This window comes from Sphingobacterium arenae (assembly GCF_014692505.1).
GTDB lineage: Bacteria > Bacteroidota > Bacteroidia > Sphingobacteriales > Sphingobacteriaceae > Sphingobacterium > Sphingobacterium arenae.
Genome location: NZ_JACNYK010000002.1, coordinates 632,588 through 655,168, shown reverse-complemented (window position 1 = coordinate 655,168; position 22,581 = coordinate 632,588). Strand labels below are relative to the sequence as shown.

The 22,581-nt window shown below is 42.2% G+C and carries 26 protein-coding genes; 11 read left to right on the top strand and 15 right to left on the bottom strand.

What is annotated here, in order from left to right; translation table 11 throughout:
* Positions 1-525: 525 nt before the first annotated feature.
* The 3 genes from H8B17_RS08955 to H8B17_RS08945 form a co-directional block, all read right to left on the bottom strand.
* Complete coding sequence (locus H8B17_RS08955) at positions 526-1,278, bottom strand: hypothetical protein (protein ID WP_190308850.1); 753 nt, start codon at positions 1,276-1,278, stop codon at positions 526-528.
* Between the two features lie 16 nt (positions 1,279-1,294).
* A complete protein-coding gene (locus tag H8B17_RS08950) occupies positions 1,295-1,873 on the bottom strand; it encodes a hypothetical protein (protein WP_190308849.1) in 579 nt (192 codons plus the stop codon).
* A 183-nt stretch (positions 1,874-2,056) separates the two neighbouring features.
* Positions 2,057-2,926 (bottom strand): sulfurtransferase, encoded by an 870-nt coding sequence (locus H8B17_RS08945; protein ID WP_190308848.1) that lies wholly within the window; start codon positions 2,924-2,926, stop codon positions 2,057-2,059.
* 216 nt (positions 2,927-3,142) lie between these two features.
* Between H8B17_RS08945 and H8B17_RS08940 the strand changes: the two genes are divergently transcribed.
* Both H8B17_RS08940 and H8B17_RS08935 read left to right on the top strand, forming a co-directional pair.
* Positions 3,143-4,462 carry an ATP-binding protein gene (locus H8B17_RS08940; protein WP_190308847.1) on the top strand — a complete coding sequence of 440 codons (1,320 nt, stop codon included), beginning with the start codon at positions 3,143-3,145 and terminating at the stop codon, positions 4,460-4,462.
* A 51-nt stretch (positions 4,463-4,513) separates the two neighbouring features.
* On the top strand, positions 4,514-4,969 hold the full coding sequence (locus tag H8B17_RS08935; RefSeq protein WP_190308846.1) for a DNA/RNA helicase domain-containing protein: 456 nt from the start codon (positions 4,514-4,516) through the stop codon (positions 4,967-4,969).
* A 27-nt stretch (positions 4,970-4,996) separates the two neighbouring features.
* On the opposite strand, the gene H8B17_RS08930 is transcribed toward H8B17_RS08935, so the two are convergent.
* A complete protein-coding gene (locus tag H8B17_RS08930; RefSeq protein WP_190308845.1) occupies positions 4,997-5,404 on the bottom strand; it encodes a hypothetical protein in 408 nt (135 codons plus the stop codon).
* 418 nt (positions 5,405-5,822) lie between these two features.
* Here H8B17_RS08930 and H8B17_RS08925 point away from each other — a divergent pair, with 418 nt between their 5' ends.
* Both H8B17_RS08925 and H8B17_RS08920 read left to right on the top strand, forming a co-directional pair.
* On the top strand, positions 5,823-7,310 hold the full coding sequence (locus H8B17_RS08925) for a C10 family peptidase (protein WP_190308844.1): 1,488 nt from the start codon (positions 5,823-5,825) through the stop codon (positions 7,308-7,310).
* A gap of 27 nt (positions 7,311-7,337) precedes the next feature.
* Complete coding sequence (locus H8B17_RS08920) at positions 7,338-8,132, top strand: hypothetical protein (protein WP_190308843.1); 795 nt, start codon at positions 7,338-7,340, stop codon at positions 8,130-8,132.
* 9 nt (positions 8,133-8,141) lie between these two features.
* Here H8B17_RS08920 and H8B17_RS08915 read toward each other — a convergent pair whose 3' ends face one another.
* Positions 8,142-11,192, bottom strand: a complete 3,051-nt coding sequence (locus H8B17_RS08915; RefSeq protein WP_190308842.1) for a DNA polymerase III subunit alpha — start codon at positions 11,190-11,192, stop codon at positions 8,142-8,144.
* Positions 11,193-11,194: 2 nt separating this feature from the next.
* Entirely contained in the window at positions 11,195-12,355 is a 1,161-nt protein-coding gene (gene dinB / locus H8B17_RS08910; protein WP_190308841.1) for a DNA polymerase IV, read from the bottom strand.
* Positions 12,356-12,460: 105 nt separating this feature from the next.
* Here dinB (H8B17_RS08910) and H8B17_RS08905 point away from each other — a divergent pair, with 105 nt between their 5' ends.
* The 4 genes from H8B17_RS08905 to H8B17_RS08890 all read left to right on the top strand — a co-directional run bounded on the left by H8B17_RS08905 (position 12,461) and on the right by H8B17_RS08890 (position 14,733).
* Positions 12,461-12,655 carry a helix-turn-helix transcriptional regulator gene (locus tag H8B17_RS08905; RefSeq protein WP_262891640.1) on the top strand — a complete coding sequence of 65 codons (195 nt, stop codon included), beginning with the start codon at positions 12,461-12,463 and terminating at the stop codon, positions 12,653-12,655.
* Positions 12,655-12,900, top strand: coding sequence for a hypothetical protein (locus tag H8B17_RS08900; RefSeq protein WP_223816450.1), 246 nt, complete (start codon positions 12,655-12,657; stop codon positions 12,898-12,900). The genes H8B17_RS08905 and H8B17_RS08900 overlap by 1 nt, the downstream gene beginning before the upstream one ends.
* 247 nt (positions 12,901-13,147) lie before the next feature.
* Positions 13,148-13,957: a type IV toxin-antitoxin system AbiEi family antitoxin domain-containing protein gene (locus tag H8B17_RS08895; RefSeq protein ID WP_190308840.1), complete on the top strand. Its 810-nt coding sequence runs from the start codon at positions 13,148-13,150 to the stop codon at positions 13,955-13,957.
* A complete protein-coding gene (locus H8B17_RS08890; protein ID WP_190308839.1) occupies positions 13,954-14,733 on the top strand; it encodes a nucleotidyl transferase AbiEii/AbiGii toxin family protein in 780 nt (259 codons plus the stop codon). Before H8B17_RS08895 ends, H8B17_RS08890 begins: the two co-directional genes overlap by 4 nt.
* Here H8B17_RS08890 and H8B17_RS08885 read toward each other — a convergent pair.
* The 3 genes from H8B17_RS08885 to H8B17_RS08875 all read right to left on the bottom strand — a co-directional run bounded on the left by H8B17_RS08885 (position 14,719) and on the right by H8B17_RS08875 (position 16,627).
* On the bottom strand, positions 14,719-15,345 hold the full coding sequence (locus H8B17_RS08885) for a hypothetical protein (RefSeq protein WP_190308838.1): 627 nt from the start codon (positions 15,343-15,345) through the stop codon (positions 14,719-14,721). The genes H8B17_RS08890 and H8B17_RS08885 overlap by 15 nt on opposite strands.
* A gap of 264 nt (positions 15,346-15,609) precedes the next feature.
* Positions 15,610-16,104, bottom strand: a complete 495-nt coding sequence (locus tag H8B17_RS08880; RefSeq protein WP_190308837.1) for a glutathione peroxidase — start codon at positions 16,102-16,104, stop codon at positions 15,610-15,612.
* Between the two features lie 160 nt (positions 16,105-16,264).
* Positions 16,265-16,627, bottom strand: a complete 363-nt coding sequence (locus H8B17_RS08875) for a MerR family transcriptional regulator (protein WP_190308836.1) — start codon at positions 16,625-16,627, stop codon at positions 16,265-16,267.
* A gap of 110 nt (positions 16,628-16,737) precedes the next feature.
* Between H8B17_RS08875 and H8B17_RS08870 the strand changes: the two genes are divergently transcribed.
* Positions 16,738-17,877: an MBL fold metallo-hydrolase gene (locus tag H8B17_RS08870; protein ID WP_223816449.1), complete on the top strand. Its 1,140-nt coding sequence runs from the start codon at positions 16,738-16,740 to the stop codon at positions 17,875-17,877.
* Between the two features lie 221 nt (positions 17,878-18,098).
* Here the strand turns inward: H8B17_RS08870 and H8B17_RS08865 are convergent, their stop codons facing one another.
* Together H8B17_RS08865 and dinB (H8B17_RS08860) are read right to left on the bottom strand one after the other, a co-directional pair.
* Positions 18,099-18,539 carry a PHP domain-containing protein gene (locus H8B17_RS08865; protein ID WP_190308835.1) on the bottom strand — a complete coding sequence of 147 codons (441 nt, stop codon included), beginning with the start codon at positions 18,537-18,539 and terminating at the stop codon, positions 18,099-18,101.
* 2 nt (positions 18,540-18,541) lie between these two features.
* Complete coding sequence (gene dinB / locus H8B17_RS08860) at positions 18,542-19,702, bottom strand: DNA polymerase IV (protein ID WP_190308834.1); 1,161 nt, start codon at positions 19,700-19,702, stop codon at positions 18,542-18,544.
* Positions 19,703-19,786: 84 nt separating this feature from the next.
* Between dinB (H8B17_RS08860) and H8B17_RS20880 the strand changes: the two genes are divergently transcribed.
* Positions 19,787-20,011, top strand: coding sequence for a helix-turn-helix transcriptional regulator (locus tag H8B17_RS20880; RefSeq protein ID WP_190309464.1), 225 nt, complete (start codon positions 19,787-19,789; stop codon positions 20,009-20,011).
* On the top strand, positions 19,965-20,558 hold the full coding sequence (rhuM, locus tag H8B17_RS08850) for a RhuM family protein (RefSeq protein ID WP_190309463.1): 594 nt from the start codon (positions 19,965-19,967) through the stop codon (positions 20,556-20,558). The genes H8B17_RS20880 and rhuM overlap by 47 nt, the downstream gene beginning before the upstream one ends.
* A 165-nt stretch (positions 20,559-20,723) precedes the next feature.
* Here the strand turns inward: rhuM and H8B17_RS08845 are convergent, their stop codons facing one another.
* Genes H8B17_RS08845 through H8B17_RS08830 form a run of 4 tightly spaced genes read right to left on the bottom strand, consistent with a single transcriptional unit; the run spans position 20,724 to position 22,530 of the window.
* Positions 20,724-21,071, bottom strand: a complete 348-nt coding sequence (locus tag H8B17_RS08845) for an iron chaperone (protein WP_190308833.1) — start codon at positions 21,069-21,071, stop codon at positions 20,724-20,726.
* Positions 21,068-21,712, bottom strand: a complete 645-nt coding sequence (locus H8B17_RS08840; RefSeq protein WP_190308832.1) for a DUF998 domain-containing protein — start codon at positions 21,710-21,712, stop codon at positions 21,068-21,070. Before H8B17_RS08840 ends, H8B17_RS08845 begins: the two co-directional genes overlap by 4 nt.
* Positions 21,713-21,722: 10 nt before the next feature.
* Positions 21,723-22,208: an SRPBCC family protein gene (locus H8B17_RS08835; protein ID WP_190308831.1), complete on the bottom strand. Its 486-nt coding sequence runs from the start codon at positions 22,206-22,208 to the stop codon at positions 21,723-21,725.
* Entirely contained in the window at positions 22,195-22,530 is a 336-nt protein-coding gene (locus H8B17_RS08830; protein ID WP_223816448.1) for an ArsR/SmtB family transcription factor, read from the bottom strand. Before H8B17_RS08830 ends, H8B17_RS08835 begins: the two co-directional genes overlap by 14 nt.
* Positions 22,531-22,581: the final 51 nt, after the last annotated feature.

Genomic DNA, 22,581 nt, shown 5'->3' with positions numbered 1-22,581 from the left:
CAAAGATACATTGTTCTCTTACATTCCAGATCTCCTCAAATGATAAATTCACTGCTGTATTCTCATCAAGCCATTTTCTTAAGTAATCTTGACCCCACCGCTCTTGGCCTGCCTTGTTCTCGCATCGGGCATTTACAGAATGCAGTGTGTCATTTAATAATATCGTACAATTTATTAGAGATATTGAGTAAATTCACTTGCTAAATTTCAAAACGGAGGAAATTTGGATGGTAATAAGAACAATGTACGGCCTTTTCTTTACATTTCTATTTGTATTAAGTGCATTTGGCCAAACTAACTTTAAACAATATTTTGCGGACTGTGGTTTCGAGGGAAGCATTACCATTTATGATTATAAAAATCAAAACTGGACCATGAGTGATAGTACTGAATCGTCAATTTGATTGTAATGAATCTCATGGTACTAAGCGATCATAATCTGAAACCAATTTGTAGTATGACACTTCCGCCTAATAGATAAAGTGTTAAAGAAATGCCAGTATATAAGACCAATTCATTTTTTACTTATTTCCTAAGCCCTAACATTAACTTCGTATCAACAGTTGCTTGTCCCTGTTTAATGACCTTTGCCGTAATATACAATATTATATCGTTAGTCTCTTCCATTTTACCGATAGTACATCTAAATTGTGTCGCGTCGAAAGGCTCCGACAAATCTATGTCTTCTAGTTTCTCTAGCGGGACATCTTTATATTCCCAAGTGTAACCATGCCAAGCATTTGAAAATGTACTATTCGCTTTGTCGGCCAATAAATGAGTACTAAACTCCAAAGGAGCATCATCAATATAGATCTGGCGATGTATTGTGTCAATGTATAGGTAATCTAGCAACGACTGTTCGTCGTTTTCACTTTCTGCAAACGTGATTATATGATCCTCATGAATAATACGTACGCTTGTCGAATCTACTTTTATCAATCTTTCGGAATCCAAAGCGATTAAGATCGACCGGTACTCATCTTCCTCAATCCCTAAATTTTCATGATAAGGGAACGGCTCACCAGGTTCTAAATGTAGGATCATTTCTTTTGCCCACTCCGGATTGTTTGCAAGGCTTGCTTGCATTTTTTGCAAGATTATTTGCTGTTCAGGAGTTATAGGAGGAGTGTCTAGGATGTCTGCTTGATATGTTCCTTCTTTAAGTATGTCTACTGCGAAGGAATAAGCCTTTTCTTCGATGGGTACTGTTTTCGATTGGCAAATCCCTTCATACATAAACGCAAATAGGAAAATAAAAAATGCTAGCGATGTTTTCATGTTTTTTATTGATTAGTTATAACTTGCCATAATTATCCCAAATTAGTCTTCCATCAAAATCAATTTTATATTTCGTATTAGAAAAATCCGTAAGTAAAATTCCGTCATTTTCGATTTTAAATTCTTCCTGGTTATCTATTGACACAAAAATATCTGCACCACTAAATTCCCATTTTATTATTCCCTTTTTATCAACCCTAACTATTTGAAGTTCACCGTGAACAACATAGTCATCTTGTAATTTAAATACCTGAAAACATGTAGCTGGGTCGGTCTGTGTCTTCCATTCTAAGTTTAGATATGGAAGCGTAACGCAAAATATGGTGTCGCAACAGCAAATTAGTAAATGCTCGTCGTCAAGTAGCGAAGAATTTTGATGAATACCTGTAGTGCCACCGGAGCCAATTATGATACAACTATCAATTACTTGGTCGTCTCGCCAAACCTTGATGCCGTGTTTTGAAGTCGGATATTCTTGTGCATCAATACCGAAATATTGTTTCTTGTAAAAGAAAGAATTATCTGCCGATCCCAATCTATAATCTTGCTCGTCAAGTATTTCAATTGTCAGATCTTTATATTGATATCGTTTCAATTTGTAATCAGTTTTGGCAGATTTCTCATTAGAAAACTACTCCGTTCAATGTATGTGTGCAGCAACTACAACAAGGTGTTAAATCTTTGGCCTTTAAATCTGGATTTGACAGTTGCAAATTTCCAATATCATCTACGTATATTCCAGAGAAATAGGAAGGTTTACTTTTGTGTCCGCACATCTTTACAATAGGTCTAAACTTCTCTTCCCATCTATCGGCTTATTATTACGGCTCCATTCACTCCATGATCCTACGTATAGCTTGGGGATCGATAGACCAGCGAGATGCATGGCAAGGATCGTGTGGCAAGCTGTCACACCGGAGCCACAATGTACGATTGTCTTACCTAGGTCGCGTCCCTCCAATGCAGTTCGGTAGACATCTTTTAAGCGTTTGGCATCGAGAAACAGACCGTCCTCGTCCAGATTCAGTGAGAATGGAAGATTGATCGCTGATGGAATATGTCCGGCAACCAAATCAATAGGTTCGTGTACCCCTTGGTACCGGCTTTCTTCGCGCACATCAATAATCGTATACCCGTCGTCGGCCGATGCCCTTTCTACCTCATGGATATCAACTGTGGGGAGCGTCCAATTCCTATCAAGCGTATAGTCTGTTCCTCTTGAAGAAGCAGATTCTCCCTCGGAAATGGGGAAGCCTTTACTTTTAGCGTATTCAAACCCACCACTCAATACTTGTATCTTTTGATGGCCTAACGCTTTGAGCATCCACCAAAACCTCGTAGCAGCATTTGCTCCGGCTGCGTGATCATATACCACAACATGCGTATCTTTATATATACCGAGGTTATCCAGCACCGTTATGAACTTCGCTATACTAGGTAGCGGATGCCTTCCTCCGTGGGAGACATCTTGCTGTACAGATGCGAGCTGTGTATGTACATCTACGAATACCGCTTTATCTAAATGTGCCCGTTTAAAGTCTGCATAGGCATCTTTGGCGTTGGAAGCATCGATAATAACCAGATTTTCTCTGCTTCTTATATGCAGAAGCTCCTCGGCTGTAATAATAGGGGATAAGCTTGTGTCCATGGAGTAAAGTTACTTATTCTAGTCAATAACTAGCGATCTTCGGCAAGATAAAGCACCTGTCAAGCGTTTCAGACTTCTTTACTTCCATCAGCGATATAATCTGTCCCATAATTTGATAATCTTCCTTAATACCCGCCAGATTTGCCACAAGCTAGAAAATTATTTATCTTTGAAACAAGACCAACTTATATATAACTTGCTCCATACAAATTAACAATGGCAGAATCTCAAAATATAGAATACAAACAAAACTGGAGAGATGAATATCTGAAATGGATATGTGGATTTGCAAATGCGAATGGAGGTACTCTTTTCATAGGTAAGGACGATGCAGGTAAGACGGTTGGACTAGCTGACGCTAAAAAGCTGTTGGAGGATATTCCGAATAAGGTACGCGATGTATTAGGTATTTTGGTTGACGTCAATATGTACGAGACTATTGAGGGGGATTACTTAGAAATTATCGTAGAGCCTTATCCAAACGCTGTTAATTATAAAGGGCAATATCACTACAGAAGTGGTAGCACGAAACAAGAGCTGAAGAGCGTAGCGCTGGATAAGTTTCTATTACAGAAGAAAGGTGTCCGTTGGGATGGTGCGGCTGTTCCTCGAGTGTCCGTTGATGACCTGAAGAAGGAAACGTTTGCTTTTTTTCGTAATCGTGGCTTCAAAAATAAACGCTTATCTGAAGACAATTTAACAGATAGTGACGAGCATCTGCTTGAAAATTTGAAGCTGGTTGAGAATGGTTATTTAAAACGAGCTGCTGTTTTGTTGTTTCATCCAGATCCGGAAAAGTATGTAACGGGGGCTTATGTGAAGATTGGGTATTTTGAGCGGGAAGCAGACCTCATATTTCAAGATGAAGTTCATGGAAATTTGTTTGAACAGGTTGAAGGGACTATCGATCTATTGTTCACCAAATATATTAAGGCGATTATCAGTTACGATGGGATCCATCGTAATGAAACATATGAATACCCCAAGGAGGCTGTTCGGGAGGCATTGTTAAATGCCATCGCACATAAAGATTATTCGGGATCAACCCCTATTCAGATTCGGGTATATCCTGATAAGCTTATGATTTGGAACGAGGGGCATCTCCCGGAAAACTGGACGGTGCGTAATTTATTAAACAGCCATTCATCCAGGCCATATAATCCAGATATTGCGAATGCTTTTTTCCGTAGTGGTTATGTGGAGTCTTGGGGACGTGGTATTAGCAAAATGACGGAATTGTGTGTAGCCGCTGGACTTCCTGAGCCTAGCTATATTGTTGAAGGTTCCGATTTTTGGGTAATATTCAAGAAGGATATTTATAACACGGAGTATCTTGAGTCTCTTGGATTGAACGGCCGGCAAGTGAAAGCGGTGTTGTTTGCTAAAGAGAAAGGGAAAATAACGAATAGTGACTATCAGACGTTGAATAGTATATCTAGAGAAACAGCAACACGGGACATCAAAGAATTAGTAGATAAAAAATTGTTTAAATCCAGTGGAGTGAAAGGTGCTGGTGCCTACTATACCTTAAATTGAATTGCGTCATTAATTGCGTCAATTGCGTCACGATTGAGTATTAATTGCGTTATGAATATCCCAACCGTTTCAGATGTCCCGCCAATGGATGAATCGCACCGTATACGCGAGAAGACCGGATATCCTTTCAAACCTACTGGAAGATTACAGGTCGAGGAGCTCTTGTGGGCAGCACGTATATCGGTATTCTTTATAGACGATTATCAAGTCGTGCGCAGAGGAGAAATTGGTTCGTCCAGTTTTATCCGTGCGCAAGCCGAAAAGATGGGCTGTACCGTGTATGAATATGATCTGGAATCGCAGTTTCGCAATGGCGGATCAGAGAAATACAGCCAGTGGGGCTTCCCTGAAAATTCGCACGATGGTCAGGTAAAGGGTAGCGAGGTTTTTGTGCAGCTGGTAAAAAATACATACCGCGTATTACTGGGACGTGGCATGAAAGCTTGCTACGTATACTTTATGGATAAGGAGACGGAGCGGTATTTTAGGAGTCGGGTGAGGAGGTAAAATGGTTTAGTAGGAGAGGAATTAAACTCAAGCCATCTTTGCCTTTACCCATCCATCAAGCTTTAGTAGCTCGTTAAATTGATTCTCGAGGCTTTTTGTCATTGAAGCTATTATAGGAGCTGTCAATGACAGTTTAAGTGCTTCGTGCAGGATGTTTTCTGATAAATTCGATTCTTGAGATTCCTTAAGTAGCGAAATGTATTTTTCTACTGTAACACCGGGAAATATCAGCTCATTGTGCGCATTAAATTTTTTACAATACTCATCCAACTGGTTCGAAACAGAAATGGATAACGACCGGGTACTCATAAATTGGATTTTCAGAAACTCTAGTTCTTCTTTTGGTTTGTTGATATGATCTTTTCTATAGCTTATTATCGCAATTAAACCTGCGATACCGCCTATAATCGTGCAAATTAAAACAACAATATCCATTTTGTATTTATGTAAAACGATTTTTATTCTTTGAGATCGTTCTTAACCCATTTCGTCCCAAGTCTCAATTTATTTGTAGAAATGCGGTGATCTATTTTCCTTTTATAATCTAACAAATATAAAATAAGTAGTGGTAAGTAATACAAATCACATGTTGATATGTTATATTGATAAACATTTAAAGCCAAGTGCTTAAGCAATGAAAAGAAAACCATAACTCACTAATCGTTCATAACGAGTAAGAATGTACAGAAAAAACAAGATTATAAATTTAGAAGGTGTTATACTGACGGTTCACTGAATATTAACAAGAGAAAAGATTTATGTTAAGTTTTAAATTATTTCATAAAACATGAAAATATATAGCGATTACACCATACCTTAGTGTAGAATACTTAATCTATATATTTAATTAAGCATGAAAAAACTATCAACCTACCTTGCCCTTGCATTTTTTGCCGTGAGTTGTTCCAAACAATCAGAAAACTTAAACTTGGAACAACCATATTCTCAACAAGCAACCTTAAGCGATGATGAAATACGTATTTTGAGCATAGAGAACGAACAATCAAAATTACTTAACACAGATGAAATTTATGAAGAAGTAGATAATGCCCTTGCATTGCTAAATAATAAAAATCAACTACTCTCTTTAAAGTCTATTTCACGACGAGTTGAAAAAGTTCGTGCGCTTACGAATTCGCGTAATGCAATGAGAATGAGCAATAGTAAGTTAAAAATGTCATCTAATTTTAGTGATACGTTAGCATACGTTGTCGACTTTGCAGATGAAGGTGGTTTTCTGCTTATTGCCGCAGATCGAAGGGTAAAAGTTCCGCTTTTAGCCTTCGTTGATTCAGGGAGTTTACAAGACACTATATATAACGGCGGGCTAGGCGCATTCTTAGGTATGGCAGAAATGGGGATCAAACAGTCGATTTATGACTACGAAAAAATGAAAGATTCAGTAAGCGCAGAGCTTAAACAAAAAGGGATCACCTTACCACAATTAGTGTCATCTGCAAGCTATGGAGACGACGAGTACGACTATGAGGGCGAAATCTATTATGAAACCTCCCTTGCCTACCAGAATAGAGTTATATATAAGAAAGACCCATTAATTACAACAAAATGGTCTCAAAATGCACCCTTTAACGACAATGTCAGATATAATAGTTGTAGCTCCGGTACCTCCCCTGCAGGTTGTGTACCTGTAGCTGTCGGTCAATTGATGGCCTTTTGGAAATATCCAACAACACTTTATAACCATTCCTACAATTGGACGTCCATAAATCAATATCCAACTCTAAATCAGATGCAAAATACTGCCCCCGTTAGCGTAAAGGCGCAAGTAGCCAATTTAATGGATCAATTGGGCCGAAGGATGGAATCCGACTATTCCTGTGAAACAACAGGCACTAAGAGCAATAAAGCAGCAGAGATGCTTACTGCTGCGGGTTTCTCACATGGAAGTATGCAATCTTATGATTATAATACTGTCGTCTCATCTATTAATAACGGTCAACCTGTATTTGGACGAGGAAATTCTGGACAAGTTAAAGTTTTAGGTATAGTCGTCGGTTATACGGGTTGGCATGCGTGGATTATCGACGGATATTTGACTACCGAGACTAAATATAACTATATTGCAGAAAGAAGATCGAGGACGGATGGAGCAATTATTGATAGATGGACAGGAAGTGATATTTCCAATTCTCACTATCACCATGTCAATTGGGGTTGGGGAGGCATTAGAGATGGGTATTATGCTGGTTATTATTTCGATGCCAACAATTTTCCTGACTTTAATTACAATGTACCTGTTTATAGCAAATCGCTTGATAGCGATGGCGAATCCAATAATTATCAATACAACTTAGAAATTATTCCATTTATAAGAAAATAAACGAACTTTAAATCCAGAACTAAAAACATGAAAGGTACCATCATCATTATAAGTGCATTCTTGATAGTAGCAAGCGGGTGCGACAAAGGAAAGCTAGACTCACCTCCATATCCTCCCGGCACGAAGAAGTCTTATGTCCAACGTTATTTAGCTACGGATACGCTCACTATTTTAGAAAGAATTGGTGCCATTATTGAGAACAATGAGCTAAACCTAAGTAATGCGTCTTTAGTGCACCATGAAGAAAATAAAGGGAAGACATTTGGCTTGGAAGACAATATCATGTTATTTGCCTCTTTGGAATGGAAGGAAGGATTTAGAGATGGATTTTTCGATTATACCGAAGCGCAAGGATATGATGAAAAATATGCTCCTATGGCCGGAGATACCTATTATAATGCTGAGCCAGTTTTTGGACTGAGGTCTGTGCCAATAGCAATTGTTGATACCTTGCAAAGCATCGAGATTACCGCCGATAGCGATTTTTCACCGGAACTTCCTGCGGGCACTAATTTAAACCATCTTTTCAAAATTTACTTTGAAGATCCTTATCTGGTAATCCAAAACGAATACCGACAGCCTGATGGAGGCTATCGGCTCTCGGGCATTAATTACAGCATCTTCCCGCATGCTGTTACCGGAGGTAAGTTAGATGAAATTAATTTTCCTGAAAAGCCCTTTATCGGAAATACTTACATGTGCGTTCTTGATCAGTTGCCGAAAGAGCCAGGCGCGTATAAATTCAAGATCCGGATAAAGAAAACAAACGGAAAAGTCATTGAAAATGTAAGTCGGCCTATACCAATTGAAGGGACGAATTAAAGCTCGATCTCACCCTTTCAACCTCGGCAGCCCGATCTCGTGTTCCTGCGGATAAGGCGCGCGATGCGTCATGCTCACATCCTCACGAATCTGCTGATGAATCTTATACTGGCTATCGCGGTCGTGGTTGTAACGCGGGTCCGGGATAAAAGGCAACTTAGCCATCTTGTGGATCGTGAGGGTAGGGAAGTGGTAGTCCACCTCCACCGTGCCGAGCAATAAGTAGCAGCCACCGCCCTTGAAAGGATAGCGCTCCAAGCAGTCCGGAAAATGCGCCGTATCAAAATAATCACCGTTCACATCGATCCACGTCCCAAAGTACATCACACCCCGTTTTGTCGGCACATGCTTCCGTGCAATGAGATAAGCCAGCATCCGGACCTCCTTCTTGTGGCAGTTCACCAAATCAGCCGCCATCACATCCCCCCGGAAGGCTGTTTGCAGCAGATCAAAAGGCGAGCTGGAAACCGGAAAGCCCAGCAGTTCGATCTCATCAAAAGCATCCTCGAAGTAAGAGCGCTCCAGCTTCGGGAGCGACCACTCCTTGGCCGGTTCCTGCAACAAGAGCGGCATGCGCTGCTCCGGCTTAAAATTTACCAGCAGCAGCCTCGCCTGCACCAACAGCTCACTTTTCGACTTCCCCGTAAAACGGAAAGCCCCGATAAAGATGAGCAGCTGCACCCCCTCGATGCCGATCGGTATACGCCGCACAAAATCCTCCAGTGACGCGAAATCCCCGTTGCGTTCACGCTCTTCCACAATACCCTCTGCCAGCCTGTTTTCCAGCCCCTGCAGGAGCATCAATCCAAGATATACCTCCCGGCCATGTAACGAGGTCTCATAACCACTTTTGTTTATACATGGGTTCAAGATACGCGCGCCCGACATACGCGCCTCATGCACGTACACCTCCGTGCGGTAAAAACCACCCTGGTTATTGATCACCGCCACCATAAACTCCAGCGGATAATACACTTTCAAGTAAAGACTCTGGTAACTCTCCACCGCATAAGAAGCCGAATGCGCCTTACAGAACGAATAGCCCGCGAACGATTCGATCTGCCGGTACACCTCGCGGCTCAGCGTTTCCGGGTGGCCAAGGCGTGCGCAGGACGCAAAAAAGTTGTTCTTTACCCGCTGCAAGGCCGACAGCGACCGGCCTTTTCCGCTCATGGCCCGCCGCAGAATATCTCCATCAGCCGCCGATAGGCCACCAAAATGCATCGCGATCTTGATCACGTCCTCCTGATACACCATGATACCGTACGTATCGCCCAGATGCTCCTCGAATACCTGGTGGAAATACTCAAAACGATCCGGATAGTTATGCCGGAATATATACTCCTTCATCATGCCCGATTGCGCCACCCCCGGGCGGATGATGGAAGAAGCCGCCACCAGCGTCGGGTAGTTGTCGCACTTGAGGCGGCGCAGCAGCCCGCGCATGGCCGGCGACTCAATGTAGAAGCAGCCGATCGTCTGGCCGCGAGCCAGAAAATCATTGCAGCGCATTTCCCCCTTGGAGAGCGTCGTATCCCGGATATCTACCTGTATCCCCCGGTTTTTCCTGATCAGTTTAACCGCGTCATTGATGCTGCCCAGACCCCGCTGGCTCAAGATATCGAACTTTTCAAAACCGATATCCTCCGCCACATGCATATCAAACTGCACGATCGGAAAACCCTTGGGCGGCATCTCCAGAGCCGTATAATCGGTTATCGGCGTTTCCGATATCAATATCCCACAGGCATGCATACTCCGCTGGTTCGGAAACTTTTCGAGCATCTTGCCATACTTGTGTACAGCCGCCACCACCGCGTTGTTATCGTGCAGCTCCATCGGCTGGGTTGCCAGCCCGTCCAGTTCCTCCTTTGGCAGACCAAATACCTTGCCCACCTCCCGGAATATCGAGCGGTACTTAAATTCCACATTCGTGCCGCAGAAAGCCACATGTTCCTTTCCGTAGCGGTCAAATATATACTGCAATATTACATCCCTTTCCTGCCAGCTCCAATCAATATCAAAATCCGGCGGTGTCTTGCGGTTGAGGTTCAGGAAGCGCTCAAAATACAGATCAAGCTCCAAGGGGCATATATCCGTAATGCCGAGGCAGTACGCCACGATGCTGTTCGCCCCGCTGCCCCGGCCCACGTGCATAAAGCCCATGCTGTTGCTGTAGCGAACGATATCCCAGGTAATCAAGAAATAACCGCTGAATCCCAGCTCATCGATTACCCTCAGCTCTTTTTCCACACGCTCCCGCGCAGGTCGGTTTTTCTCCCCATAACGCTTTTTCAAACCCGCATAAGCCAGCCCCGTCAACAAGTTGATATCACCCTCGCGGTTTCCCGTATAGTGCCTTTTGTTCTTGGGTGTTTTAAAATCAAACGCAAAATCGCAAGCTTCCATTACCCGAGCCGTATTGGCCACGAGCTGCGAGTACTCCCCAAATATTTCCATTAGTTCCCTGGCAGGCCGCATATATTCATCGGTACGGCAGCAAGCATCTTCCGACAAGCGGGACAGCACCACGTTCAGGTCGATAGCGCGCAGGATGCGGTGCAGGTTATACTCCTTTTTGCCCGATACCGTTACCGGGTTTAGCGCCAGCATACGCGGCAACAACCTTTTCCATTTTTCCTGTACCAGCAGGTTCAGTTCGCTGGGGCGGATGCCGATATATTCATCCGTGCCCAGCTGCTGCGGCACATTGGACAGCGGATAGATAGTGATGACATCTTGGAAATCTGGAGCCCGATCGGGGAGGGGTATACCCTCGCAGTTGCGGGCCGTGAGCAGTCGGCACAGCTCCCCGATACCCCGTTGCGTTTTCGACAAGCCGATGTAGAGTAGACGGTTTCCCTCACGGAATTCCATGCCCACCACAGGCTTTATCCCTTCCTCGCGGCATATTTTGGCAAAATCATAGATACCCGTCACGGTATTGATGTCTGTCAAGGCGAGCGAAGTTGCCCCGCAGGCAAGCGCCTGCTGCACCAGCGTTTCCAATGAAAGCGTGCCGTAGCGCAGGCTGTGGTAGGAGTGGCAGTTCAGGTACATGCTTAAACCTCCTCCCGTTGTAACCCCTTGAATCCCGATGCCCTGCCCACTTTGTCCACACCAAAGCGGTTTTTGATGCGGTCCATCGCCTGGTAGAGCGCCACCATTTCCTGCGTATCCTCAAAGATATTGATCTGCAGGCTGCCGCGCACCAGATTCGTCAGGCGCACACCGATCAGCCGGATGCGCATGCGCCTGTTATACAATTTATCGAACAATTCCATCACACAACGCGATAGCGTATGGTCCGCCGAAGTATAGGGGATACGGCACTGCTTGGTCTCGGTGTCGAAATTGGAATAGCGTATTTTGACCACCACGGTAGCAGTCAGCCACTGCTCGCTGCGTAGCTGGTAGGCAAGCTTCTCCACCATACCGGCTATTATGCTGCGCAGTTTGGCCAGGTCGATCGTGTCCTGTCCGAAAGTATGCTCTGTCGAAATCGATTTACGTTCGGTGTAAGGCTCTACAGGCGTGTAATCTATGCCGTTGGCTTTCTTCCAGAGGTCGATGCCATTCTTGCCGATCATCTGCTGCAATACCTCCATTGGCATATCCGCCAAGGTGTGTATCTGCCGGATGCCTATACGCGAGAGTAGCTGGAAGGTGGCATCGCCCACCATGGGTATCTTTTTGATCGACAGTGGATTTAGGAAAGGACGTACCATTGCGGCGCTGATCTCCTTCTTGCCGATGGGCTTCGCCTCGCCGGTGCCGATCTTGGCCACCGTTTTGTTTACCGAAAGCGCAAAGCTGATTGGCAGACCCGTATGGTGGGTGATGGATTGAGAAAGTTCCTCCGTCCATTTATATGCACCAAAAAACCGATCCATACCCGTGATGTCGAGGTAGTGTTCATCGATACTGGCTTTTTCCACGACCGGCGCTTTTTCTTCGATCACCTCCGTCACCGTATGGGAAAGCTTAGAATAACGTTCCATATCACCCTTCATCACCCTGGCTTCCGGGCATAGCCGCAGCGCCATCTTGATGGGCATAGCCGAGTGCACCCCATAATAGCGAGCCTCATAGGAGCAGGAAGCTACCACCCCGCGTTCGCCACCACCGATAATCACCGGCACACCCCTCAGCTTGTCGTTGTTCAAGCGCTCGCAGGATACGAAAAACGTATCCAGATCCATGTGTACTATTGCGCGTTCCATGCTATATCTTTCCTGTTAAATTTCATACAAAGTTATAGCGAAATACTAAAAATATTAGTATGTTTGTTGTTCAAATTTAGAACAATGTTGTATCTGGCTGACAATATGAGGTATCTGCGCGGGAGGAAGGGGCGGTCACAGCAACAGCTGGCCGACCAGCTGGGTATCACCCGCACACGCTATTCCAAGTATGAGTATGGCATGGCCGAGCCACCTATAGAGCTTTTGATCAAGATAGCGCGGTATTATGGGGTGACCATTGATGACATCATTTCGGTGGATCTATATCGGGTATCGTGATGCGTATTGATTATTTAGCTACCATCAGCGAGCATATTAAACATATCTTCGAAGAAGGGGAACTCGAAGAAGAAGTGGTTGTTCGGAATTTCCGAACAACCACTCAGCACGGGGCAACTGAAGATAAAACACAGACTCGCGAGGTGAAATATTACAAACTCGACGTCATGATTTCGGTAGGCTTCCTACTAAGCAAGAGCTACAGATTGCAAAAAACTACTTCAACGAAGAAGCAATGGGTATAACAAAAAATCTTTTCAGGAAATGAGGTTATCCTAGTTATTTTTTGAATTAGGTGTGATTCGAAATAAACGGAAGAATTGAGTTTTTGATTGCATAAAGGGTTGGAATTAGGAAGGTATTGCAAATGATAACTTAATATACCCTATAAAATAATTAACTAAACGCTTGGTTCTGATTATATAAAAATATAAGTTTGTCATTGCAAAAAGGGTTGAAATTAAACCTGTATCGCAATCAGTTACTAAAATAATGGCAGAACAATACAAATATTTAAACTCCTTTATTGATGAACAAAGGGCTAACGGAAAGTATAGCTTTACTACCGAAGGTTTGCATAGCCAATTAGGAGTATCTGAAAATGCTCTTAAGAAAACATTACAACGGCTTAAAAAACAAGAATCCGTGGTAATGGTTCGCAGAGGGTTTTATGTTATTGTTCCACCTGAATATAGAGCTAAAGGTATTATTCCGACCAGTTTGTATGTAAATGATTTGATGAAGTTTTTAAACAGAGATTATTATGTTGGTCTATTAAATGCAGCAGCTTATCACGGAGCCGCTCATCAGCAACCTCAAAACTATTCAGTTATTACAGAAGGTATTGCTTTGAGACCGATTAAAAACGATAAGGTGGGTATTCATTTTTACATCAAAAAATCCTGGAATAAAGCGGATATCATAAAGAAAAAAGTGGATACTGGATATATCAATATTTCATCACCAGAATTGACCGCTTTGGATTTGGTAAGTTATTATAATGAAGTGGGAGGATTTAACCGGGTAGCGACTGTAATCGAAGAATTGAAAGATGTAATACAACCAGAAAAGCTAGTAGAAACTGCAAAACGATATGATGAAATATCAGTGGTTCAGCGTTTGGGATATGTGTTGGATTGTGTGTTAGAGGAAAACGAATTAAGCAACGCCTTATACAACTACCTTAATTCTATTGAATATTATCCGACTTTATTGCGACCACAAAAAAAGAAACCCGAAAATATGATAACCGGCAACAAATGGAAAATTGTGCCTAATGTAGAAATAGAAGCAGATATATGATACCACAGTCGTACATAACAGCGTGGCGTAAGCAGGCTCCCTGGCCGGAAAACTATCAGGTAGAACAGGATCTGATCATACAGCGGGCTTTGATCGCTTTATTCAGTGATGAATTTATCAAAGAACGTTTGGCATTTCGTGGAGGAACAGCCTTGCATAAATTGTTTTTAGCTCCTGCCGCGAGGTATTCAGAAGATATTGATTTGGTACAAGTCAAAGCTGAACCATTCGGAGCAATCATAGACAGAATTCGGGAACAGCTTTCTTTTTTGGGAAAACCACGTATCAAACAAAAGGAACATAATAATACCATTGTGTTCAGTATTCTTTCGGAAGACGATGTACCTATAAAACTGAAGATAGAAGTCAACACAAGAGAGCATTTCTCGGTGTATGGCTTACAAGATATTCCTGTAAAACTGGATTCAGAATGGGATAACGGCGAAGCTTTTGTTCCAACATATGGATTAGATGAACTATTAGCCACCAAGCTACGAGCTTTATACCAACGTAAGAAAGGACGTGATTTATTCGATTTGTGGTATGCCTTGAATAATGCCGATGTAAATGTAGAAAAGGTGATTGAAGCATTTAAACACTATATGAACGAAGAAGGGAATACTATTACGCAAAAAGAATTCCTCGAAAATATGGAAAAGAAAATTGAAGATGCAGATTTTACTGGTGATATGAACGGATTGCTAAGAAGTGGAATTGCATACGATATCAATGAAGCGTACGAATTAGTGAAAAAACAGATTTTAGAAAAGATATAACGACACACGTTTATATATGTGTGTATCCAGTCCTGTACCTATCGGAATAGGAAACAGGACTATGAACCCACCTCCCTTGTACTCGTAGGACAAAATCAAGTCTTTATTTTTGTCTAAAGCCAGGGCAGAGGTCTGTATTAAAAGTGTATTTAGCAAAAAATAAAATTTGAAATCAGTATGCGTTATTGAAACAAATGGTGCTATCTCCGATTTCCTTTTTTTTGTCTTCTTACCGATTACAGAACCAGATTCATCTAGCAACTTAAAGAGGACTTTTCTTTTGCCTTTTAGCTCTAGTGAAACGTTATATCTATAGAAGAGACTATCATTTTTATCTCCTTTACCATCAATAAAGTTCCATAAACAATCGGATACGTTTTCAGCCGTCTTTTGAGGAGGTTTTTCCCCAAGATTACTTATACTGGTGGGAAAATTCTCAAAAACGTATGTCTGCTCTTCGTTTATCTTTTCCGCTCCAGCATCAATCGATATGTTTTGTAGATATTTAGGAGAAATTGACCCGCAGGAAAAAATAGTTAGGGCAATCGCACACACTACGATAATTATCGTACATCGCCTTATAAGCTTGGTCGGAGTTTCTTTAAATCTCATCAGTCTTATACGTCAGGTATACAAATCTGAATTATTTCTTCTATTTCTTTTTTTACGAAATCAACGAGAATACGTTGGACTTTTTCCAGATCATTTTTTATATCAATGAGGATTTGATTCGCATATTGGAGGGTTAAATTACAGCTAACTATGAATACAATCTGAAGTCCCAGTTTCGCTATGGCGGATCAGAGAAATACTGGAATTGCAACTAAAAAGTCCCCACTTTTTAGTTGCAATTCCAGAGAGAGTGTCCATGTAGTACTAGAGAACTTTCTTTTCTAACAATTGTATGATGTCTTGTTCTAGTTTTTCGGGTTTCGTGCTGGGCGAATAACGCTTATAAGGTTTGCCCGAACGATCGATCAGAAATTTGGTGAAATTCCATTTTATACGGCTGCCTAGAAATCGGCCTAACTCACTTTTTAGGTATTTAAAAACTTCGTTTGTATTTTTTCCATTGACATCAGATTTCGCCATCAGCTGGAAAGTTACTCCGTGATTGATACGACAGGCCTCTTCGACGGTGTCATTTGTTTCAGGTTCCTGGCCCATGAATTGATCGCACGGGAAACCCAAAACTACTAGCCCTTGGTTCTTATACCGCTGATGAAGCGCCTCCAAACCATCAAACTGTGGTGCAAGCCCACATTTAGTTGCCGTATTGACAATCAGTACTACTTTCCCTTCGTATTCTCCCATCGATACCTCACGACCTTGCGGCGTAGAGGCGGATAATTTAAAAAACGGACTGCTCATAAAGCCTCTAATATTTTATAGGCCAAGTTAATAAAAAGAAGCTACTCAACTCATGATAGATTGGTAAAATTTTATAAAGCACCCGTTATAGTGGCTTTAAACTATTAGTCGTGACCTTGCGTACTATGATAGGCTAAAGGAAAAACTTTTTTAAATCATACTAACACATCCCATTTTCGATATCCTCAATGCATCTTGCTAGGAGCTTTTTGACTTCCGTTAGTTGGTGGATCTTGGCATCGACCTCGTTGATTTTGCTATTTACGACCGCTATTTTCTTTTCCATCGATAGTTGCTCACTATGCCAGTTTTCCAACAGATCTTTTATTTCAGCTAATGTAAATCCAACCTCCTTGGCACCTTTGATGATTTCTATTTTCTCCACTACAAGTTCGTCATAATGTTTATAGTTGTTTGTTCTCACCTTTTCATCAGATACACCTTTGAACATTCCATAATTCTCGTAATATCGCAACGTAGCTATCGATACGCCTGTCCTTTTTGATAATTCATTGATTAACATGGCCTAATGTTTTGTGAATAAAAAATGTAAAGTATGAACCATACTATATGGTTGTTAGTTGTAAATCTACAAAGTATATTTGCATAATCAAAGTGCAATAAGGCAAAAGTATGAGAAGGGAGAAGCTTTTTAAAATATTGAAAAATGTAATGATAGGGATACTCATTTTTATAGGTATATCGACTGTAGCTGTCCTTGCCTATATGCAACATCCTAAATTCGGGAAAGCACCAAGTGGAAAACGATTGGAACGGATAAAACAATCGCCCCAGTACAGAGACGGGAAATTTCAAAACACACACTATACACCTATGGTCAGCGAGGGATATTCGATGACCAAAGTGACCTTTGATTTTATTTTCCGAAAATTTCCTCGGACCAAACCGATAGACGAAATCCCATCCGTAAAGACCGATTTGAAAAGCTTGCCGGTCAGCGAGAATGTATTGATCTGGTTCGGTCATTCGTCCTACTTCATCCAGCTCAACGGTACGCGGTTCCTGGTAGACCCTGTTTTCAGCGGCAATGCGTCGCCTATTCCAGGTTCAAATAAGTCATTCATTGGAACAGATATTTATTCGGCTAACGATATGCCTGATATTGATTATCTCCTCATCACGCACGATCATTACGACCACCTCGATTACGAAACCATTATAAAATTAAAACCCAAAATAAAGCAGGTTATATGTGGTCTGGGAGTGGGCGAGCATTTTGAATATTGGAAGTTTGATCCTGCGCAAATTATCGAAAAAGATTGGAGCGAACATATTTTGATCAGAGATGATCTTACAGTCCACACTGCGCCAGCACGGCATTTTTCTGGCAGAGGCATGAAGAGTAATGGTACACTTTGGCTTTCTTACATTTTGCAGACACCAGATTTGAAATTGTATCTAGGTGGTGATAGCGGCTACGATACGCATTTTGCCGAGATTGGGAAACAGTTTGGTGGATTCGATCTAGCCCTTTTGGACAACGGTCAGTACAATCCAGCCTGGAGGGAGATCCATTTATTGCCAGATGAAGTATTGAAAGCCGCAAAGGACTTACAGACAAAGCGATTGTTGCCGATACATTCATCCAAATTCAAATTGGGCTACCACCCATGGGACGAACCTTTGACAAGTGTTACTGCGTTAAATGAAGAAGCGCATAAAACGACATTGATCACACCCAGAATAGGCGACATCGTATACTTGAACGACACGGAGCAAACGTTTACCAAATGGTGGGAAAGTCTCGATTGAAGTTATCATATGGAAAAGAATGTTAAAGATTTAGCACATTACTTTAACATTTTGATAGTCATGACTAAATGCAGTCCTTGCTACTTAATAGAACTGGAGAAACAGCAGACATTACTGATAACGTAAAAATTGCCTAACATGATTAACGACGAGCAACAAGTTTACAGACCTCATTACTAATACGCTCTTTTGTTTTTCGCAATTCTCTAACAATTTGCATTTTACAACCTTTTCCATTTTTCCTGTACCAGCAGGTTCAGTTCGCTGGGGCGGATGCCGATATATTCATCCGTGCCCAGCTGCTGCGGCACATTGGACAGCGGATAGATAGTGATGACATCTTGGAAATCTGGAGCCCGATCGGGGAGGGGTATACCCTCGCAGTTGCGGGCCGTGAGCAGTCGGCACAGCTCCCCGATACCCCGTTGCGTTTTCGCCAGGCCGATGTAGCGCAGCCGGTTTCCTTCGCGGAATTCCATACCCACCACCGGCTTTATCCCTACCTTTCGGCAGATTTTAACAAAATCATAGATTCCCGTCACGGTATTGATATCTGTCAGGGCCAGCGAAGTTACCCCACAGGCAAGCGCCTGCTGGACCAACGTTTCCAGCGGAAGCGTGCCGTAGCGCAGGCTATGATAGGAGTGGCAGTTCAGGTACATGCTCAGACCTCCTCCCTACGTAACCCCTTGAATCCCGAAGCCCGGCCCACCTTATCCACGCCGAAGCGGTTCTTGATACGGTCCATCGCCTGGTAGAGCGCTACCATTTCCTGCGTATCCTCAAAGATGTTGATCTGCAGGCTGCCGCGCACCAGATTCGTCAGGCGCACACCGATCAGCCGGATGCGCATACGCCTGTTATACAATTTATCGAATAATTCCATCACACAACGCGATAGCGTATGGTCTGCCGAAGTATAGGGGATGCGGCACTGCTTGGTCTCCGTGTCGAAATTAGCGTAACGTATTTTCACCACCACAGTAGAAGTCAGCCACTGCTCGCTGCGCAGCTGATAGGCGAGTTTCTCCACCATACCGCCGATTATGCTGCGTAGCTTAGCCAGGTCTATCGTATCCTGCCCGAAAGTATGCTCTGTCGAAATCGATTTGCGTTCCGTATAAGGTTCTACAGGCGTATAATCTATGCCATTGGCTTTTTTCCAGAGGTCGATACCATTCTTGCCGATCATCTGCTGCAAAACCTCCATCGGCATATCCGCTAGCGTATGTATCTGCCGGATGCCTATACGCGAGAGCAGCTGGAAGGTAGCATCGCCCACCATGGGTATCTTTTTGATCGACAGCGGGTTCAGAAATGGGCGCACCATCGCGGCGCTGATCTCCTTTTTACCGAGAGGCTTCGCCTCGCCGGTACCGATCTTGGCCACGGTCTTGTTTACCGAGAGCGCAAAGCTGATCGGTAGTCCCGTATGGTGGGTGATAGATTGGGAAAGTTCCTCCGTCCACTTATAGGCGCCAAAAAACCGATCCATACCCGTAATGTCCAGATAATGTTCATCAATACTGGCTTTCTCTACCACCGGTGCTTTTTCTTCGATCACCTCCGTCACCGTGTGCGAAAGTTTGGAATACCGCTCCATATCGCCCTTTATTACTTTGGCCTCCGGGCAGAGCCGCAACGCCATCTTGATGGGCATGGCCGAGTGCACCCCAAAATAGCGTGCCTCATAGGAGCAGGAAGCTACCACACCGCGTTCGCCACCACCGATAATCACCGGCACACCCCTCAGCTTGTCGTTGTTCAAGCGCTCGCAGGACACGAAAAACGTGTCCAGATCCATGTGTACTATTGCGCGTTCCATGTTATACCTTTCCTGTTAAATTTCATACAAAGCTATGTTGAAATACTAAAAATATTAGTATGTTTGTTGTTCAAAATTGGAACAATGTTGTATCTGGCTGACAATATGAGGTATCTGCGCGGGAGGAAGGGGCGGTCACAGCAACAGCTGGCCGACGAGCTGGGGATCACCCGCACACGCTATTCCAAGTATGAGTATGGCATGGCCGAGCCACCTATAGACCTGTTAATCAAGATCGCGCGATATTATGGGCTGAGCATTGATGACATCATTTCGGTGGATCTATACGCGTATCGTGATGCGTATTGATTATTTAGCTACCATCAGCGAGCATATTAAACATATCTTCGAAGAAGGGGAACTCGAAGAAGAAGTGGTTGTTCGGAATTTCCGAACAACCACTCAGCACGGGGCAATTGAAGATAAAACACAGACTCGCGAGGTGAAATATTACAATCTCGACGTCATCATCTCTGTAGGCTACCGTGTCAAAAGCCATCAAGGTACGAAGTTCCGCCAGTGGGCGACGGCACGCTTGCGCGAATATATCGTCAAAGGCTTCACGATGAATGATGAGTTGCTGAAGCAAGCAGGAGGGGGCAATTATTTTGACGAACTATTGGCCCGTATACGCGATATACGCTCTTCAGAAAAAGTCTTTTGGCGTAAAGTGCTGGACATCCTGGGGTTGACGAATTTTAAAGGAGATACACCTACTAAGCAAGAGCTACAGATTGCAAAAAACTACCTCAACGAAGAAGAACTCAACGTGCTCAACCGTATGGTCACCGCTTATCTTGAATTGGCTGAATTGCAAGCGCTCAATCGTAAGCCTATGTATATGACCGGTTGGTGACCCGACTTGATGATTTTCTGCGGATGACAGGTAACGAGGTTCTGCAACATGCAGGAACGATTGTCATTTCCGTGAGATATAAACTACCTCGCTTAAAAAGGCTTAAACGAGGTGAAATAAGTTATCTTCTATTCTAAAATTGGAGTTGTGCAACGGTTACCAATGTTAGGCCATGTTATGATTTTCTTTGCGTCTGAATTTTGCAATTTGTTCGATTAATTTATATGGAAATTTTACATTGTTAGGAATTTGAATAGAACCTTTTGCAATTTTATATTCGGAAAGTTTACCTTTGAAATATTCAATTGCTGATGGTGTCGGATAAATACCAATATGGTTTTTGTAAGCACCGAAATAGAGCAATACTCCATTGAAATGATAAGCAGGAAGCCCATAAGATAATTTTTCTTCTGCATCGGGGATTGCCTTTTTTATAGTTTGTCTTAATAGAAGTAGAGTTTCCCTAATATCTTCAGGGAAACTATTGATATACTTATCTACGGTAGATTTCATAATTTGACTTTTTTTATTTGTTTCATCAAGATAATTATCCATAATGCTGAACATAAAATCATAAATCTACCTTGCCAACCTACCAATACTTCAGGTCCAAGATTTCCTTCATTTTTGGGAAGATAAATTGCCATACTAATGACCAAAACTATTTCTGAAAACCAAAGTAAGATAGTTGCATAAAACAATGGAAATCTAATTTCACGTAAAAGCGGGTTTTTATAAACTTGCCACAAGAAAAATAATGAAGCAAAAACGATCATTCCAGCAAGTCCCGCTCCAATACTATGAATTGTTCCATTTGTGGTCATATTTTCATTAGAAACAGTAGTTGGGTCCGTATTGAATAATCCCGCCAACAAAAAACCTATTGAAGAAAGTAGCAATAAAATAACTCCAATTTGTCCACTTATTTTTTTAAAAATTTTCGTTGATGCAAACGCTGCAACTATGGTGGCTAAAGACATTGAGAAAAATGCTAATCGCATCATCCAACCATTATTACCAAGTGCATATTCGCTAATAGGTTGCCAAGCCGGATTAATTTCTGTTTTGATGATGTGCAAAAATGCAAGTAATAAAATGAACAATCCGCTACTGATGATACTTATTCTTGCCAAAGATTGGGTGTTATAATTCATAATAATTGGTTTAGCGTTTAGATAATAAATTGTCAAGTTTATTGTAAGAATCCACAACACCGTGTTCCATCCCCGATTGTATCATTGCATCACGGTCTTCAATAGATTTGAAAATGACTTGAGTAGTAAGTTTGGTTCTATCGTTTGGCAATGCTTCAAAATTTAAAAACTCCAACGAAACATGTCCTTTTTCGGGAAGTCCTTCAAATTCAAAAGTTCTAATAATTCGTTTGGCAAAATCTGTTTCGTGAATAACACCATTAAAACCAAAAGAATTACCACTTTCATCTGTATGAATAAACCGCCACGCACCAAAGTTTTTGTTTTCTAATGTTGCAATTTCCATAGTATGATTTTCCAATCCCATCCATTGAACAAGCAAATCGGGTTCGGTATGAGCTTGAAAGACCAATTCTGGTTTGGCATCAAATTCTCTTATGATGAAAATCTCTTGTTTTCCAACTTCTGCTGTGATTTTAGTTTTACTGTTTTCCATTTTTTTTCTTTTTTAAGTTAATTAATACGCTATCTAATTTGTTGTATCGGTCTTCCCAAAGTTTTTGGAATGGCGCTAGCCAATCCGAAACTTCTTTCATTTTGTTAGGATTTAGTTGGTAATAAATTTCCCTACCAACTATTTGTTGGCTTACTAACTGGCATTCAGCCAAAATTTGAATATGCTTTGACACGGCTTGTCTGCTACAATCAAATTTCTCTGCAATTGCATTAGGTGTTAATGATTGCATTGCTATCAGTGTTAAAATTGCCCGTCTTGTTGGATCAGCTATTGCTTGAAAAACATCTCTTCTTATTTTCATAAAAATTTATTTGCTACCATTTGATTGCAAATATATATGCAATTATTTGAT